Annotated in this window: 12 protein-coding genes and 2 riboswitches; of the genes, 7 read left to right on the top strand and 5 right to left on the bottom strand. The window is 59.4% G+C overall.

Annotated elements, in window-relative coordinates:
- Positions 1 to 22 precede the first annotated feature (22 nt).
- Positions 23 to 1,117 carry a cobalamin biosynthesis protein CobW gene (gene cobW, locus Q6A51_RS02290; protein WP_304574023.1) on the bottom strand — a complete coding sequence of 365 codons (1,095 nt, stop codon included), beginning with the start codon at positions 1,115 to 1,117 and terminating at the stop codon, positions 23 to 25.
- 108 nt (positions 1,118 to 1,225) lie between these two features.
- A riboswitch (cobalamin riboswitch) is annotated at positions 1,226 to 1,437 on the bottom strand.
- 58 nt (positions 1,438 to 1,495) lie between these two features.
- Positions 1,496 to 1,711, top strand: a riboswitch (cobalamin riboswitch).
- A gap of 95 nt (positions 1,712 to 1,806) precedes the next feature.
- On the opposite strand from cobW, the gene Q6A51_RS02285 reads away from it, so the two are divergent.
- Genes Q6A51_RS02285 through cobM form a run of 4 tightly spaced genes read left to right on the top strand, consistent with a single transcriptional unit; the run spans position 1,807 to position 3,921 of the window.
- The gene (locus Q6A51_RS02285; protein WP_201002072.1) at positions 1,807 to 1,992 is read left to right on the top strand and encodes a CbtB domain-containing protein; all 186 of its coding nucleotides are present in this window, start codon (positions 1,807 to 1,809) and stop codon (positions 1,990 to 1,992) included.
- 11 nt (positions 1,993 to 2,003) lie between these two features.
- Entirely contained in the window at positions 2,004 to 2,708 is a 705-nt protein-coding gene (locus tag Q6A51_RS02280) for a CbtA family protein (RefSeq protein ID WP_304574022.1), read from the top strand.
- Positions 2,689 to 3,132 carry a cobalamin biosynthesis protein gene (locus tag Q6A51_RS02275; RefSeq protein ID WP_304574021.1) on the top strand — a complete coding sequence of 148 codons (444 nt, stop codon included), beginning with the start codon at positions 2,689 to 2,691 and terminating at the stop codon, positions 3,130 to 3,132. The genes Q6A51_RS02280 and Q6A51_RS02275 overlap by 20 nt, the downstream gene beginning before the upstream one ends.
- A gap of 42 nt (positions 3,133 to 3,174) precedes the next feature.
- Positions 3,175 to 3,921 carry a precorrin-4 C(11)-methyltransferase gene (cobM, locus tag Q6A51_RS02270; RefSeq protein WP_201002066.1) on the top strand — a complete coding sequence of 249 codons (747 nt, stop codon included), beginning with the start codon at positions 3,175 to 3,177 and terminating at the stop codon, positions 3,919 to 3,921.
- Between the two features lie 68 nt (positions 3,922 to 3,989).
- On the opposite strand, the gene nfuA is transcribed toward cobM, so the two are convergent.
- From nfuA to Q6A51_RS02255, 3 genes are all read right to left on the bottom strand, one after another.
- Positions 3,990 to 4,583, bottom strand: a complete 594-nt coding sequence (gene nfuA, locus Q6A51_RS02265; protein WP_122315432.1) for a Fe-S biogenesis protein NfuA — start codon at positions 4,581 to 4,583, stop codon at positions 3,990 to 3,992.
- 69 nt (positions 4,584 to 4,652) lie between these two features.
- On the bottom strand, positions 4,653 to 5,675 hold the full coding sequence (locus Q6A51_RS02260) for an acyltransferase family protein (protein ID WP_304574020.1): 1,023 nt from the start codon (positions 5,673 to 5,675) through the stop codon (positions 4,653 to 4,655).
- Positions 5,676 to 5,842: 167 nt separating this feature from the next.
- Complete coding sequence (locus Q6A51_RS02255; RefSeq protein ID WP_405046110.1) at positions 5,843 to 8,146, bottom strand: fatty acid cis/trans isomerase; 2,304 nt, start codon at positions 8,144 to 8,146, stop codon at positions 5,843 to 5,845.
- Positions 8,147 to 8,299: 153 nt separating this feature from the next.
- On the opposite strand from Q6A51_RS02255, the gene metH reads away from it, so the two are divergent.
- Positions 8,300 to 12,019: a methionine synthase gene (gene metH, locus Q6A51_RS02250; protein ID WP_304574019.1), complete on the top strand. Its 3,720-nt coding sequence runs from the start codon at positions 8,300 to 8,302 to the stop codon at positions 12,017 to 12,019.
- A 51-nt stretch (positions 12,020 to 12,070) separates the two neighbouring features.
- On the opposite strand, the gene Q6A51_RS02245 is transcribed toward metH, so the two are convergent.
- On the bottom strand, positions 12,071 to 13,174 hold the full coding sequence (locus Q6A51_RS02245; RefSeq protein WP_201002057.1) for an ABC transporter substrate-binding protein: 1,104 nt from the start codon (positions 13,172 to 13,174) through the stop codon (positions 12,071 to 12,073).
- A gap of 572 nt (positions 13,175 to 13,746) precedes the next feature.
- Here Q6A51_RS02245 and Q6A51_RS02240 point away from each other — a divergent pair.
- Entirely contained in the window at positions 13,747 to 15,405 is a 1,659-nt protein-coding gene (locus Q6A51_RS02240) for a nitrite/sulfite reductase (protein ID WP_201002055.1), read from the top strand.
- Complete coding sequence (locus Q6A51_RS02235) at positions 15,389 to 15,883, top strand: DUF934 domain-containing protein (protein WP_201002053.1); 495 nt, start codon at positions 15,389 to 15,391, stop codon at positions 15,881 to 15,883. Before Q6A51_RS02240 ends, Q6A51_RS02235 begins: the two co-directional genes overlap by 17 nt.
- Positions 15,884 to 15,891 lie beyond the last annotated feature (8 nt).

The following is a 15,891-nucleotide window of genomic DNA, read 5'->3' as shown; positions in this document are numbered from 1 at the left end:
GGGTCAGGCAAGACTCGTAACGTTAAAGTTGGGCTCGCAGCGCTGTATGAACTTCAGACTCAAGCTCATCGTAGAGTTGCTTTTCCAGCGCGGCAGCATCGAGTTCCTGGCCAATCAATACCAGATGGGTGGCACGCTCTTCATCAGCCTTCCATGCACGGTCAAAGTGCTTGTCGAAACGAGTGCCCACACCCTGAATCAAGAGACGCATCGGCTTGCCGGGAATCGCGGCAAAACCTTTGACGCGCAGGATACCGTGCTGAACGACCATGCGGTTCAGCACGTTCAGCAGGAAGGCCTCTTCGGCTGGCGGCAGCTTGATGGAGATCGAATCGAATACATCGTGATCGTGGTCATCATGATCATCGTCGTCATGATGGTCATGGTGAGTCTTGCGGCTGTCGATATGCAGTTCCGACTCCGCGCCAATGCCCAGCAGTACATTGATTGGCAGACGGCCATTGCTGGCCTCGATGACCTTGACCGCTGGCGGCAGTTCTTCGGCAACTTCGGCACGTACCGCCGCCAGACCTTCGGGATCGATCATGTCGGCCTTGTTGAGGATCACCAGGTCGGCACTGGCCAACTGATCAGCAAACAGTTCATGCAGCGGGGACTCATGATCCAGATTCGGGTCGAGCTTGCGCTGGGCGTCCACTTGATCCGGGAAAGCCGCGAAAGTGCCTGCGGCAACGGCCGGGCTGTCGACCACGGTTATGACCGCATCGACGGTGCAGGCATTGCGGATTTCCGGCCACTGGAAAGCCTGGACCAGCGGTTTTGGCAACGCCAGACCCGAGGTTTCGATAAGGATGTGGTCCAGGTCGGCGCGACGCGACACCAATTCGCGCATCACCGGGAAGAACTCTTCCTGCACCGTGCAGCACAGGCAGCCATTGGCCAGTTCGTAGACACGACCAGTGGCTTCTTCTTCGGTGCAACCGATGGTGCATTGCTTGAGGATTTCGCCGTCGATGCCCAGCTCGCCGAACTCGTTGACGATCACCGCGATACGACGCCCTTCGGCGTTATCGAGCATATGCCGCAACAAGGTGGTTTTACCCGACCCCAGGAAACCGGTAACGATGGTGACGGGAAGTTTGGCCAGTGTTTTCATCGGATGCCCTTTGGCAATACGGCGGGCAAGCAGGACGAGAACCGTGCGCTGCGCACGGATCGATTCGCCACCGGATCACCCCGCCCGGTTGTAGTGAGAATTCGTGGGCCTGTGGCCCGGTTCGAGGCAGGTCTCCTGGCTGACGGCGGCGTATCGGCGGTGCTGGCCGACAGGCATTCATCGCGCCTTCCCGCTTGCGCAGTGGCCATGCAATGAACATCACCGTTTACAGTTGCGGGGGCAGCTGCGGCTTGGACCGCATTCCCGTCTTAGCTCTACCCTCCTGCAGAAGGCAGAGAACCTCAAGTGCGCAAGGCTACGCAGTGGTCGAGGGCAGGTCAATCGTTCAGATTGACGTTCAGTGGCTGCCATGCTCTCCTATTACAACTTGTTACGGGTGCCCTTCACGGGGTGAAACGGGAAACCGGTGCGCTCATTCACGCATGAGCAAGTCCGGCGCTGCCCCCGCAACGGTAAGCGAGAGAGGGTCAGAACCACTGTGCCACGGCATGGGAAGGTGATCCTGAAGGTGTTGAACGCTGCACATCAACGCCCCTCGCGAGCCCGGAGACCGGCCCGATACTGACTCAATGACACACCCGCGGTGGGCGGGCGCAGTTGAAACCTCCTGGCGCCCGTCAGAAGGTTCCTGTGCGCATGCCCGCCTGTCGAAACCAGAGGGAAGCGCCATGTCCACCATCAGCAGCAGCCAGTCGAGCACAGCCACATCCACCCAGACCCAACGCCTGACCGCCGCCATCAGCGCTGCGATTCTTGGTGCGTGCCTGGTGTATTTCGCCGGTTTCTCGCACATCGCCGCCGTTCACAACGCCGCGCACGACACCCGCCACAGCGCCGCCTTCCCTTGCCATTGAGACCTGACGCCATGTTCAAGCGAATCATCCAGACCGCAGGCTTCAGCGGTCTGCTGGCGGCACTGCTGCTGACCTTGCTGCAAAGCTTCTGGGTCGCGCCGCTGATTCTTCAGGCCGAAACCTACGAAAAAGCACCTGCCGAGCACGTGCATGAACATGATCATGCCGAAGGCGCAGCCGCCGGACACAGTCACGACGAAGAGGCCTGGGAACCGGAAGACGGCTGGCAGCGCATCCTCTCCACAACCGGTGGCAATCTGGTGGTCGCAGTCGGTTTTGCCTTGATGCTGGTCGCGCTCTACACCCTGCGCGCACCGGGCCGCACCTCCCAGGGCGCGCTATGGGGGCTGGCCGGTTTTGCGGTTTTCGTTCTGGCACCAACGCTGGGGCTGCCGCCCGAACTGCCGGGCACTGCGGCCGCCGACCTGAACCTGCGCCAATACTGGTGGATCGGGACTGCGGCTTCCACGGCTGCCGGGCTGGCCCTGATCGCCTTCGGCCAGAACTGGCTGTTCAAAGTGCTGGGCGCGGCCATTCTGGTAGTGCCGCACCTGATTGGCGCACCACAGCCGCTGACCCACGAGAGTCTGGCTCCTGAAGCACTGGAATCACAGTTCATCATGGCTTCGCTGCTGACCAACGCACTGTTCTGGATTGCTCTGGGCCTGATCAGCGCCTGGCTGTTCCGTCGCAACAATGCCGACCTGCACGCCTGATCACACCCCCGCACAGCCCCGTCCTGTCCTTGTGGCAGGCCTGGGCTGCCAGCGTGGCTGCCCATCCACGCACCTGCTGGAGCTGATCGAAAGCAGCCTGAAAGCCCACGCTCTGGAGATCGGAGCCATTACCGCCCTCGCCTCCATCGACCTCAAGCAGGACGAGCCGGGCTTGCTGGAGCTGGCTGAATACCTGTCAGTACCGCTGATTTTCTTCGATGCCTCTCAACTGGCACGATACGAACCGCAACTGACCCATCGCTCGCCAACGACGTTCCAGCACACCGGCTGCCACGGCGTTGCCGAAAGTGCAGCGCTGGCACTGGCCAGCCAGTTGGGCAACAGCCCTGCAACACTGGTGATCGAACGCCAGAAAAACATCAGGGCAACATTTGCCTTGGCACGCGCCCCTGGGCAGGGTTGATAATCCGCTGCTCATTTATCCCGCTCGATTCAGGAGAATCCATTGACCGTCTTTTTCATCGGTGCAGGCCCAGGCGACCCGGACCTCATCACCGTCAAAGGCCAACGACTGATCAACAGCTGCCCGGTCATCATTTACGCGGGTTCACTGGTGCCAGTCGCGGTGCTGGATGGCAATCGGGCCATTCAGGTGGTCAATAGTGCCGAGTTGCACCTGGAGCAGATCATTGCCTTGATGAAATCTGCTCATGAACAGGGCCGGGATGTGGCCCGCGTGCATTCCGGTGACCCGAGCCTGTACGGTGCGATTGGCGAACAGATTCGTTGCCTGCGCGAGCTGGGAATTCCCTTCGAGATCATCCCCGGCGTAACAGCCACGGCGGCCTGCGCAGCACTGCTGGGCACCGAACTGACACTGCCGGACATTTCCCAGAGCGTGATCCTGACCCGCTATGCCGACAAGACCTCAATGCCACTTGGCGAGGAGCTGGCAAGCCTGGCACAGCATCGCGCCACCATGGCCATTCATCTGGGGGTCAATAATCTGCAGAAAATAGTGGAAGAGCTGACGCCGCATTACGGCCCCGACTGCCCCATAGCCGTGGTGCATCGCGCAAGCTGGCCGGATCAGGACTGGGTTTTGGGCACGCTGGCCGACATTCACGACAAGGTGCAGGAGAAAGGCTTCAGGCGTACGGCACTGATACTGGTTGGTCGCGTACTGGCAGACGATACGTTTGGCGAGTCATCGCTGTATCGGGCCGGGCATGCGCATTTGTTCAGGCCTTGAATGAAGAGTTTCGCGAATGAATTCGCTCCCACGGAATAAGGAGCGGGTTCACTCGCGAAGAAAACAACTCAGTAGTAAGCGTTTTCTTTCTGGGTATGGTCAGTCACATCACGCACACCGGCCAGCTCGGGGATGCGTTCGAGCAAGGTGCGCTCGATGCCTTCCTTCAAGGTGACATCGGCCTGACCGCAGCCCTGGCAACCACCGCCGAACTGCAGGACGGCGATATTGCGCTCCTCTTCCTCGATCACGTCGATCAGGGTCACCTGACCACCGTGGCTGGCGAGCCCCGGATTGATCTCGGTTTGCAGGTAGTAGTTGATGCGCTCGTTGATCGGGCTGTCGGCATTGACCATCGGAACTTTGGCGTTTGGCGCCTTGATGGTCAACTGGCCACCCATGCGATCCGTTGCGTAATCGACAACGGCGTCATCCAGAAAAGCTTCGCTGAAACCATCGATCCAGGCGGTGAAGCTCTTCAGGCCAATGGCCTTGTCTTCAGGTTTTTCTTCGCCCGGCTTGCAGTAGGCAATGCAGGTTTCAGCGTACTGGGTGCCAGGCTGGGTGATAAACACTCGGATGCCGATACCCGGGGTATTCTGCTTTTCCAGCAGATCGGCCAGATAATCGTGGGCAGCATCGGTAATAGTGATAGCGGTCATGAACATTCCTCGCAGACTTGGCGGCAGTTTACGCCAATCGGATGCGCATACAAAGTCCTAGTGTTTTTGTCAGGAAAGCGCAACCGATTCTCTTCCTTGCTGGCGGGCATCCAGACTGCGGCGCATTCGGCGATACAAGCCCTTCTCGATCCACTCATAGCTGCCCCATGCGCCAATGGCGATGATCGGCACACAGAAGGCAAACACCAGATACGGGCTCAAGGCAAAGCGCTGCGCCATGAGCAAGCCACCGTAGAGCACCAGAACATGCAGCAGATATACCGAGTAGGAACAGTCGCCCAGAGTCTTGAGCATCCGGCTGCCGCGCAAGTAAGGCTCCAGCGAAATGGCGCACAGCACGATCAAGGCACTTGGCAGCCCCCAGTTCAGCAGGCGTTGCTCGTTGGTCAGGTGATGGATCAGCAGCATTCCCGCCACAATCCCGGCCAATGGCAACCATAACCCTTCCTTGATCAAGCCCCGGCGATACAGCATGCCGATACCGATCCCCAACAGGAATTCGTAGACGATGTCGTTGCCGTAGAAGCGGCTGATCAAACCACTGCGAGCCAGAATCTCGGTCACGACAAACAGCGCGGCGGCGATGATCAAGGGCCGATGGCGCTGCTCGAACAGAAAGACCATGGAGAACAGCACATAAAACAGCATCTCGTAGTTCAGGGTCCAGCCGACGTTCAGCGTCGGATACAAGCCGTAGCCACCGGGATTTTCCGAAGGAATGAAAAGCAACGAAAGGAAGAAGTTCTGCCAGCCGATTACCTGATGGGGAAGCCAGGGCGCCGCAACCAGCAGCAACAGCCCCATGGCAGCGGTGTACAGCCAGTAAGCCGGCACGATGCGGATCAGGCGGTGCAGGATAAAACGCCCGGCGGGCATGTCGCTGTCATGGGTCGAGAGGTAAATCACCAGCCCGCTGATGACAAAGAAGATATCGACGCCCACGGCGCCCTTGGAAACAAAGAATTCGCCAACGGGACCGCTGGCCTTGAAATCGAAAAAAATCTGCATGAAGTGATGACACACAACAACCCACGCGGCGAAAGCCCGTAAAGCCTGAACCGAAATCAACATCCAAAAACCTCTTGTCACCTGCCTTTTCAACCAGAAGCCCGGACACGAAGCGAGCCGGACACGCATGAGGTCGGACAGTGAGATGACAAAAAAGATCAGGAAAATCCTGTTTCGTTCAGGAAACAGTAGTGGCGGCAGGCCACGTCAAACGTGGCCTGCAACGACATTCAGAGGTTTTCGTAGCGATTCATATCCAGCACCCCGCTCTCTCGCGGCTCGGTCTCCTGGATATAGCGGCTGATGTCATGGAAATAGGTCCAGAACAGCGGATGAGTGCGGCGCACACCCCAGCGCTGCACGATCTTCTCGAACCCGTCCTGATCCTTGACCTGCTGCATGGCGTCGACAAACCCGGACACTTCGCCAGCCGGGATATTGAACATGAAGTTCGGATAACTGCTGAGCACGCCCGGGTAAATGGTCAGGGTGTCCAGACCCGGCTGGTAGCGATAGGACTCGCCCAGCAGGAAGGCAACGTTACTGTGGGCGCGGTTGCGCAGCATGCTGTACATCACACGCTTGCCGCTGGCGTCTTCGATGCGCAGCATGGTCGCTTCGGGCAACTGATCGATGACCTTGAGGCCAGCGGCAGGCCTTGAAACCAGTCGACTGAGAGACTGCTCTGCCTGGGCAAAAGCGGGGCTGATGCCGGGGCGCGAGCAATAAGCCCCCATGCAGCGGTTGATCGGGTCCGGCGCGGCGTTGAGGGTGCCGGAGCGCTGAATCAACTGCCGGGAGAAGTCCTGACGAGGGTGGCGCTCGTCAAGCCTCAGGCCGCTTGGAGTGTCGTCATCGATGCTCTGGTAGTCCAGCCACATCTTGAATTTGCCGGAGTCCTGATACAGGTCGCCCAGCATCTTCTCGCGCTTGTCGGCAGGCATCAGACGCATGAAATTGATTTCCGCGCCGTTGCGGATCAGATCGAAATACAGCCGGGTCTGGGCCTGATGGGAAATATTGCCGTAGACATCGAAGTTCACCGCCAACTGGTAATAGGTGCGCTCCAGCAACGGGTAATCGAACAACCATAGCGAGTGCGGCACATCGCCGATCAACCCTTTGGTCACCGATGCGCTGTCGAAGTGGCGGAATACTGTCAGCAGCGAGTTATCGTTGCCGGCCCACAGCGTCGACCAACTGGGTGGCGTCATGCTGGCGTAGCTGTCGCGGCGCAGGTTTTCATAAGCGTTGCGACGATCCCGGTAGGACAGCCACAGACTCAGGATGCTGCCTACTTCGTCGTTCTGCCCGGGCATGGCCAGCAATGGCGTTGCCTGCCCACGGTACTGGGCGTCGATGACATAACGATCATGACTCGGCTCTTGGAACAGCACCCAGAAATGGTCGCGAATCACGTCGGTCGCAATCTGGCCACGGCACACCGGACCGCGAATGAAGGTGCGCACGAAGTATTCGGCGTTATCGAGCATGAACTGATAACGCGCCTGCGCCGGAATCGCCTCGAAAGTCAGAAACGGGTTGGCACGATGCCCCGGCCCATAGCCCGGCATTGCATCCACGCTCCAGTTGGCGCTGTAAAACAGGTCCTTGACCCGCTTCAGCTTCTGCGGGCTCATGGCGTAGGTGATATGGGTCTTGTGGACGATCACGCCCTGCACCGGTATCAGCCGGTAATAGAAGTCATTGCCCGGATCGTCATTGGGGCGACGGGTAGCGATCAGATCGACAGGTTTGCCGCTTGGCGTGCGCGAGCGTACCCACTGAAAGAAGTGCCCGGTATCGCCACCTTCAAAATAGACATGCGCCAGAAACAGGTGCTCGTATAACCATCGGCCCACCAGCGTCTCTCTGGAACCCGGGCGGTTGAGCAAGGCTTCCCATTCGGCAATCTGCGCCGCTTCAGCGACATTGGGCATGATGGGTTGTTGTTCGACCGGCGCACCGGCAGACAGCCAGCGCTGCAAGGTCTGGTACTCGGCGTCGCTCAGCCCGGCCACCGCCAGCGGCATGCCGCCGGTGGAATGCGCCTGGGCATAGGCAGGAAACTCGCCCGGCAGCGGGCATAGGTTTTCCCGGTTCAACCCCAGAACGATGTCGTCGGGAATCTTGCTGTTGGGCGGCAGCGGCGCACTGCGCCCCAATTCCAGCATGCGTGCCATCAAGGCAGCCTGGCTGCCCTGGGCATCGAGCACCGAATAGAAATCCTTGCGCCGCCACGCATCGGTGCCCTGAGCATCGTAAAACAGCCGGGTGGGCGCCATCGCCGTACTGCGCTCGCCCTGATAGACCGGGGTCTTGCTCGCCCCGCGGCTCATGCCCTCGCCGCTGCCCAGGTTCAACTGGCAAGGCGCGTCGTTGCAGGCATGGCAGGCCACGCACTTCTGGGTCAGGATCGGCTGGATATCCCGCACATAGGAAATAGCGGGGGCCGGGGCCGCAGGCACTCCCTGGGCCTGGACAGCACAACACCACAACAACAGAACGAGACTTGGCAATGAGCGGTACGGCATATCCAGGGCCTTGAAATGAAAAACCGCGCAATTCTACAGCTGTTAGAGCACACCAACATGAGCTATTTTCATGCAAAGGCGCCATCAACACCAAAAGCGCTCCGGTTTGGTATGATCTCGACCTTTCTGTATCGGCCTTTTCAAGGTATCCCTATGTCTGACCGCAGCGCCCGCCATCAAGCCTTTCTCAACGCACTTAAACAGAGGATCCTGATCCTCGATGGCGGCATGGGCACCATGATCCAGAGCTACAGGCTCGAGGAAGAGGATTACCGTGGCAAACGCTTCGCCGACTGGCCAAGCGATGTCAAAGGCAACAACGACCTGCTGGTTCTGACGCGCCCCGATGTCATCGGTGCCATCGAGAAGGCCTATCTGGATGCCGGTGCAGACATTCTTGAAACCAACACCTTCAACGCCACCCAGGTTTCCCAGGCCGATTACGGTATGGAAGCGCTGGTCTACGAGCTGAACGTAGAAGGTGCCCGGCTGGCGCGCAAGGTCGCCGATGCAAAAACCCTCGAAACCCCGGACAGACCGCGTTTTGTCGCGGGTGTGCTCGGCCCGACCAGCCGCACCTGCTCCCTGTCGCCGGACGTGAACAACCCCGGCTACCGCAACGTGACCTTCGACGAGTTGGTAGAGAATTACACCGAAGCCACTCGCGGCCTGATAGAGGGCGGCGCCGACCTGATCCTGATCGAAACCATCTTCGACACCCTCAACGCCAAGGCCGCGATCTTCGCCGTGCAGGGAGTATTCGAGGAAATCGGCTTCGAGTTGCCGATCATGATTTCCGGCACCATCACTGACGCTTCGGGCCGTACCCTGTCCGGCCAGACCACCGAAGCCTTCTGGAACTCCATCAGCCACGCCAAACCGATTTCCGTGGGCCTGAACTGCGCTCTGGGTGCCAGCGACCTGCGCCCTTACCTGCAGGAACTGTCCACCAAGGCCAACACCCACGTTTCCGCGCACCCGAACGCCGGCCTGCCCAACGCCTTCGGCGAATATGACGAACTGCCGAGCCAGACGGCAAAAATCATCGAGGAATTCGCCCAGAGCGGCTTCCTGAACATCGTCGGCGGCTGCTGCGGCACCACGCCTGCGCATATCAAGGCGATTGCCGAAGCGGTATCCGGCTACGCTCCGCGCCAGATCCCGGATATTCCGAAAGCCTGCCGCCTGTCGGGTCTTGAGCCGTTCACCATCGACCGCCAGTCGCTGTTCGTCAACGTCGGTGAGCGTACCAACATCACTGGCTCCGCCCGCTTCGCCCGCCTGATCCGTGAAGACAACTACACCGAAGCCCTGGAAGTCGCCCTGCAGCAGGTCGAAGCCGGTGCCCAGGTGATCGATATCAACATGGACGAAGGGATGCTGGACTCGAAGAAGGCCATGGTGACCTTCCTCAACCTGATCGCAGGCGAGCCGGACATCTCCCGCGTGCCGATCATGATCGACTCCTCCAAATGGGATGTGATCGAAGCCGGCCTCAAGTGCATCCAGGGCAAGGGCATCGTCAACTCCATCAGCATGAAGGAAGGCGTCGAGCAGTTCATCCATCACGCCAGGCTCTGCAAGCGCTATGGCGCGGCCGTGGTGGTGATGGCTTTCGACGAGGCCGGTCAGGCCGACACCGAAGCGCGCAAGAAGGAAATCTGCAAGCGCTCCTACGACATTCTGGTCAACGAAGTAGGTTTCCCGCCGGAAGACATCATCTTCGACCCGAACATCTTCGCTATCGCCACCGGCATCGAAGAGCACAACAACTACGCCGTAGACTTCATCAATGCCTGCGCCTACATCCGTGACGAACTGCCCTACGCACTGACTTCCGGCGGCGTATCCAACGTGTCGTTCTCGTTCCGTGGCAACAACCCGGTGCGTGAAGCCATTCACTCGGTATTCCTGCTGCACGCGATCCGCAACGGCCTGAGCATGGGCATCGTCAACGCCGGCCAGCTGGAAATCTACGATCAGATCCCGGCCGAGTTGCGCGAGCGTGTCGAGGATGTGGTCCTCAACCGCACCGCCGATGGCACCGACGCGCTGCTGGCCATTGCCGACAGCTTCAAGGGCGACGGCAGCGTCAAAGAAGCCGAAACCGAAGAGTGGCGCACCTGGCCTGTGAATCAGCGCCTTGAACATGCGCTGGTCAAGGGCATCACGACCCATATCGTCGAAGACACCGAAGAGTCCCGCCTGTCGTTCTCGCGCCCGATCGAAGTGATCGAAGGCCCGCTGATGTCCGGCATGAACGTGGTCGGCGACCTGTTCGGCGCAGGAAAGATGTTTCTGCCGCAAGTGGTGAAATCCGCCCGTGTGATGAAACAGGCCGTGGCGCACCTGATCCCGTTCATCGAACTGGAAAAAGGCGACAAGCCCGAAGCCAAGGGCAAGATCCTGATGGCCACGGTCAAGGGCGATGTGCATGACATCGGCAAGAACATCGTCGGCGTGGTACTGGGCTGCAACGGTTATGACATCGTTGACCTGGGCGTCATGGTGCCTGCCGAGAAGATCCTGCAAGTGGCCCGCGACGAGAAATGCGACATCATCGGCCTGTCCGGCCTGATCACCCCGTCGCTGGACGAAATGGTCCATGTCGCCCGCGAAATGCAGCGCCAGGATTTCCATCTTCCGCTGATGATCGGCGGGGCAACCACTTCCAAGGCGCATACGGCAGTCAAGATCGAGCCGCGTTACAGCAATAACGCCGTGGTCTATGTGACTGACGCCTCCCGCGCAGTGGGTGTTGCCACACAGTTACTGTCAAAGGAACTGAAAGCCGGCTTCATCGAGAAGACTCGCCGCGAGTACGTCGAAGTCCGCGAGCGTACCTCGGCACGCAGCGCCCGCACCGAACGCCTGAGCTATGGCGCGGCAGTCGCGAAAAAGCCGCAGTTCGACTGGAGCAGCTACGAGCCTGCCAAGCCGACCTTCACCGGCACTCGCATTCTGGAAGACATCGACCTGGACGTGCTGGCCGAATACATCGACTGGACACCCTTCTTCATTTCCTGGGATCTGGCCGGCAAATACCCGCGCATCCTGACTGACGAAGTGGTTGGCGAAGCGGCTACAGCGCTGTTTGCCGACGCCCAGCAGATGCTGCGCAAACTGATTGACGAGAAGCTGATCAGCGCCCGTGCGGTGTTCGGCTTCTGGCCTGCCAATCAGATCGATGACGATGACCTGGAAGTCTACGGTGACGACGGCCAGCCACTGGCAAAGCTGCATCACCTGCGCCAGCAGATCATCAAGACCGATGGCAAACCGAACTTCTCCCTGGCCGACTTCGTGGCGCCCAAGGACAGCGGCGTGACCGACTATGTGGGCGGCTTCATCACCACCGCCGGCATCGGTGCCGAAGAAGTGGCCAAGGCCTACCAGGACAAGGGCGACGACTACAACTCGATCATGGTCAAGGCACTGGCCGACCGGCTGGCCGAAGCCTGCGCCGAATGGCTGCACCAGCAGGTGCGCAAGGAATATTGGGGTTACGCCAAGGACGAGCACCTGGACAACGAAGCGCTCATCAAGGAGCAATACGTGGGTATCCGTCCTGCACCGGGTTACCCGGCCTGCCCGGATCACACCGAGAAGAGCACCCTCTTCGCCCTGCTGGACCCGCTGCCTGAAGGCACACCGATCCATACACCCGGCAAGAGCGGCGTGTTCCTCACCGAGCACTACGCCATGTTCCCCGCAGCAGCCGTCAGCGGCTGGTACTTCGCCCATCCGCAGGCGCAATACTTCGCCGTGGGCAAGGTCGACAAGGATCAGGTCGAAAGCTACACCGCTCGCAAAGGCCAGGATCTGAGCGTGACCGAGCGCTGGCTGGCACCCAACCTGGGTTACGACGAGTAACCCGTCGCCGCCCTTTCCCCATGGATACCCGCCATCCATGGGGAAAGGGCATTATTTCGGGTCTTGCTGAACCAGCGGCAGCATGTTTTTCAGGGCAAAGGGGGAATTGCCGTCGACCGGCTCACGCCTGAACGCCTGTTTGTCCAGGTAGTAACGCTCGACTTTCGCAGCCTCCAGAAAACGCCTGGCATCATGGCGCTCTACCAACTCCAGCACCCGCACACTGCGCTCACCGATTCGGGGGCGTGTCTGAGCATCGGCAGCATCGTAGTCATGCAGCAAGAGCATGGCCCAGCCGCCAATGGTGAAGTGCCCCGTTGCCACCACACTCAAGCGACCATTCAACTGCGCCTGCAATGAAATCGTCGTACCGTTGATGGCGCTGAACAGGATGTCCTTGCCGGGTTCCCCGCCACGCTCGCGTAACGCATCCATGGCACCGAACGCCATTTGCTCGTTTGCAGCCCAGATCAGCCGGATATTCGGATACCGCTTGAGCAGTACCCGGGCCTGCTCCTGTGCCCTGTCACGACGCCAGCCACCCAGCACGATCTGACGCAGATGAACCTGCGGAAACTCTTCGAGAGCACGGCGCATCCCCTGTTCACGCGCCAGGGAAACCGGCGTGGAGTTGGTCCCGGAAAACGCCAGCATCTCGATTGGCTGGCCGCCAGCCAGGCCAGGATAAAGGCTTATCAGCCGCCTTGCCGTCAGATAGCCGCCCTCCTCATCGTTACCGATCAGGCTGCCGATGAAGTTAGGGTATCGCGAGGGAAGATCACCCAGAATCCGCACCTGATCCTCCGTCAGCGTATTGTTGACGGCCAGCAGCTTGACGCCACTGCCCTGAGACAATCGCAGGACCTCGGGGGCTACATTCAATTCATTGGAGAACACCAGATAGTCAGGACGCTGACCGGCCCCCTGCAACGCCTCTCGCGCCATATCCAGCAATTTGCGGGTGTCACGATCCGTGTACAGCACCTTGAGTGACATGCCGGTTTCATCGGCAGCCGACTGCATGACACGCGCATAGCTTTGCCAGTAGCCATCGGTTGCAAAACCCGGGCTTAGAAAGGTTACGGAAGCGGCCAGGGCCACACCGCTCCATGAACCGCAGAGAATGATCAAACAGCGGAAAATGAAGCCACTCATATTCACAGAACCTTGAGCATATAAATGGCTATCGGCCGCCCTTCCCGAATACTGGAGAGCTGCGCAGTCGACCGCTAGACAATCAGGTTCTGGCTATTGGCCGCTGACCCAGAAGACAGCAGCGCCTACTACCAGCAGAATCAGGAAGAAAATAGCCCAGGCATCCACGTTGCTATCGGACTTGGTGGTCTTCGGGTGCTTACTCATCGCATCGCCTCTTGTCGGTTTTATAGGTGATTGCATATGAAAAATTTTGTCTTACCCCTCATCGGGCATCGATCAGCACTCAGTAAAGTCGACAATTTCCCGCACTTCAAGCAGGGTCTTGTACATGCGGCGCAGGGACAGGATTTTGCTTATCGCTTTTAACGATTTGCATATATATAAACATCACTTTTACCGATATCTGCAAACTGGTATCTTCGCCGCGCTCCGTTGGGAGTGCGCGACCGTGCGCGCAGAATTGTCTAGATGGCGTAAGGCTTCGCAAGCGAAGACAGAGGCTGTGTAACCGCAGTCGTGTTTGACGCCGCAGCCCTTGCTTCATTACGAAGCCTGAGAACAGGACCTATATGTACGTATACGACGAGTACGATCAGCGGATCATCGAGGACCGCGTCAAGCAGTTCCGTGACCAGACCCGACGCTACCTGGCGGGGGAACTGAGCGAAGAAGAATTCCGACCGTTGCGCCTGCAAAACGGTCTTTATGTCCAGCGTTTCGCGCCGATGCTGCGCGTTGCCGTACCTTACGGCCAACTGACGTCGCGTCAGACGCGCATGATGGCCAAGATAGCCCGTGATTACGACAAAGGCTATGCACACATCAGCACCCGCCAGAACGTGCAGTTCAACTGGCCAGCCCTGGAAGACGTGCCGGATATTCTGGCCGAACTGGCAACCGTGCAGATGCACGCCATCCAGACCAGCGGCAACTGCCTGCGCAACGTGACCACCGACCAGTTCGCCGGTGTTGCCGCCGACGAGCTGATCGACCCGCGTCCATGGTGTGAAATCGTTCGCCAGTGGACCACGTTCCACCCGGAATTCGCCTACCTGCCGCGCAAGTTCAAGATCGCGATCAACGGCTCGAAAAGCGACCGCGCCGCCATTGAAGTACACGATATCGGCCTGGAGCCGGTACACAATGCTGCTGGCGAACTGGGCTTCCGCGTACTGGTCGGTGGCGGTCTGGGCCGTACGCCGGTAGTTGGCGCCTTCATCAACGAGTTCCTGCCATGGCAGGATCTGTTGAGCTACCTGGATGCCATCCTGCGGGTCTACAACCGCTACGGTCGTCGCGACAACAAGTACAAGGCCCGGATCAAGATTCTGGTCAAGGCACTGACACCTGAAGTCTTCGCCGAAAAGGTCGAGGCCGAAATGGCTCACCTGCGCGGCGGCCAGACCACCCTGACCGAAGCCGAAGTCCAGCGTGTTGCCAAGCACTTCGTCGACCCGGATTACAAAACCCTCAGCGATCAGCACGCCGAACTGGCTGCTCTGGACGCCCAGCACCCTGGCTTCGCTCGCTGGCGCACCCGCAATGTCCTGGCCCATAAAAAGCCGGGGTACATTGCCGTGACCCTGTCGCTCAAGCCGACCGGTGTTGCTCCTGGCGACCTGACCGACAAACAGCTGGATGCCGTTGCCGATCTGGCCGACCGCTACAGCTTCGGCCAGCTGCGCACCTCCCACGAGCAGAACATCATTCTGGCCGACGTCGAGCAGTCCGAGCTGTTCACCCTCTGGAACGAGTTGCGTGAAGGCGGTTTCGCCACGCCGAACATCGGCCTGCTGACCGATATCATCTGCTGCCCTGGCGGTGACTTCTGCTCGCTGGCCAACGCCAAGTCGATCCCCATCGCAGAATCCATCCAGCGTCGTTTCGATGACCTGGACTACCTGTTCGACATCGGCGAGCTGGACCTGAACATTTCCGGCTGCATGAACGCATGCGGTCACCACCATGTCGGCCACATCGGCATTCTGGGCGTGGACAAGAAAGGCGAAGAGTTCTATCAGGTTTCACTCGGCGGCAGCGCCAGCCGTGATGCAAGCCTGGGCAAGATCCTCGGCCCGTCCTTCGCCCAGGACGCGATGCCGGACGTGATCGAGAAGCTGATTGACGTCTACGTCGAGAAACGTACCGAAGACGAACGCTTCATCGACACTTACCAGCGTATTGGCATTGACCCTTTCAAGGAGCGCGTCTATGCAGCGAATCATTAAGAACAACGAAGTCATCGACGAAACCTGGCACCTGCTGCCCAAGGACACGACTTTCGACAGCCTGTCCAACTGCGATGACCTGATTGTGCCGCTGGCGTTGTGGCGCGAACATGGCCACGCACTCAAGGCCCGCGATGGCGGCCTGGGTGTATGGCTGGACAGTGATGAAGAAGCCGAGGAAATCGGCGAGCACGTGGATCAGTTCCAGGTCATTGCCCTGAACTTCCCGGCCTTCACCGATGGCCGCAGCTACTCCAATGCACGCCTGCTGCGTGATCGCTATGGCTACAAGGGTGAGTTGCGGGCAATTGGCGATGTGTTGCGCGACCAGTTGTTCTACCTGCGTCGCTGCGGTTTCGATGCTTTCGCTGTCCGCGCCGACAAGGACCCCTACGACGCCCTCGAAGGCCTCAAGGACTTCTCGGTGACCTACCAGGCTGCAACCGACGAGCCTCTGCCGCTGTTCCGTCGTCGCTGACGGACAGT

It is taken from the genome of Pseudomonas serbiensis (assembly GCF_030580745.1).
Lineage (GTDB): Bacteria > Pseudomonadota > Gammaproteobacteria > Pseudomonadales > Pseudomonadaceae > Aquipseudomonas > Aquipseudomonas serbiensis.
This window is presented reverse-complemented; position numbering and strand designations above follow the sequence as displayed.

What these genes read in the sequence shown, in the direction of transcription:
- Q6A51_RS02255 (WP_405046110.1), bottom strand. Translation starts at nt 8,146, where the DNA reads ATGCCGTACCGCTCATTGCCAAGTCTCGTTCTGTTGTTGTGGTGTTGT.
- Q6A51_RS02245 (WP_201002057.1), bottom strand. Translation starts at nt 13,174, where the DNA reads ATGAGTGGCTTCATTTTCCGCTGTTTGATCATTCTCTGCGGTTCATGG.
- Q6A51_RS02280 (WP_304574022.1), top strand. Translation starts at nt 2,004, where the DNA reads ATGTTCAAGCGAATCATCCAGACCGCAGGCTTCAGCGGTCTGCTGGCG.
- Q6A51_RS02260 (WP_304574020.1), bottom strand. Translation starts at nt 5,675, where the DNA reads ATGTTGATTTCGGTTCAGGCTTTACGGGCTTTCGCCGCGTGGGTTGTT.
- Q6A51_RS02240 (WP_201002055.1), top strand. Translation starts at nt 13,747, where the DNA reads ATGTACGTATACGACGAGTACGATCAGCGGATCATCGAGGACCGCGTC.
- Q6A51_RS02235 (WP_201002053.1), top strand. Translation starts at nt 15,389, where the DNA reads ATGCAGCGAATCATTAAGAACAACGAAGTCATCGACGAAACCTGGCAC.
- nfuA (WP_122315432.1), bottom strand. Translation starts at nt 4,583, where the DNA reads ATGACCGCTATCACTATTACCGATGCTGCCCACGATTATCTGGCCGAT.
- metH (WP_304574019.1), top strand. Translation starts at nt 8,300, where the DNA reads ATGTCTGACCGCAGCGCCCGCCATCAAGCCTTTCTCAACGCACTTAAA.
- Q6A51_RS02285 (WP_201002072.1), top strand. Translation starts at nt 1,807, where the DNA reads ATGTCCACCATCAGCAGCAGCCAGTCGAGCACAGCCACATCCACCCAG.
- Q6A51_RS02275 (WP_304574021.1), top strand. Translation starts at nt 2,689, where the DNA reads ATGCCGACCTGCACGCCTGATCACACCCCCGCACAGCCCCGTCCTGTC.
- cobW (WP_304574023.1), bottom strand. Translation starts at nt 1,117, where the DNA reads ATGAAAACACTGGCCAAACTTCCCGTCACCATCGTTACCGGTTTCCTG.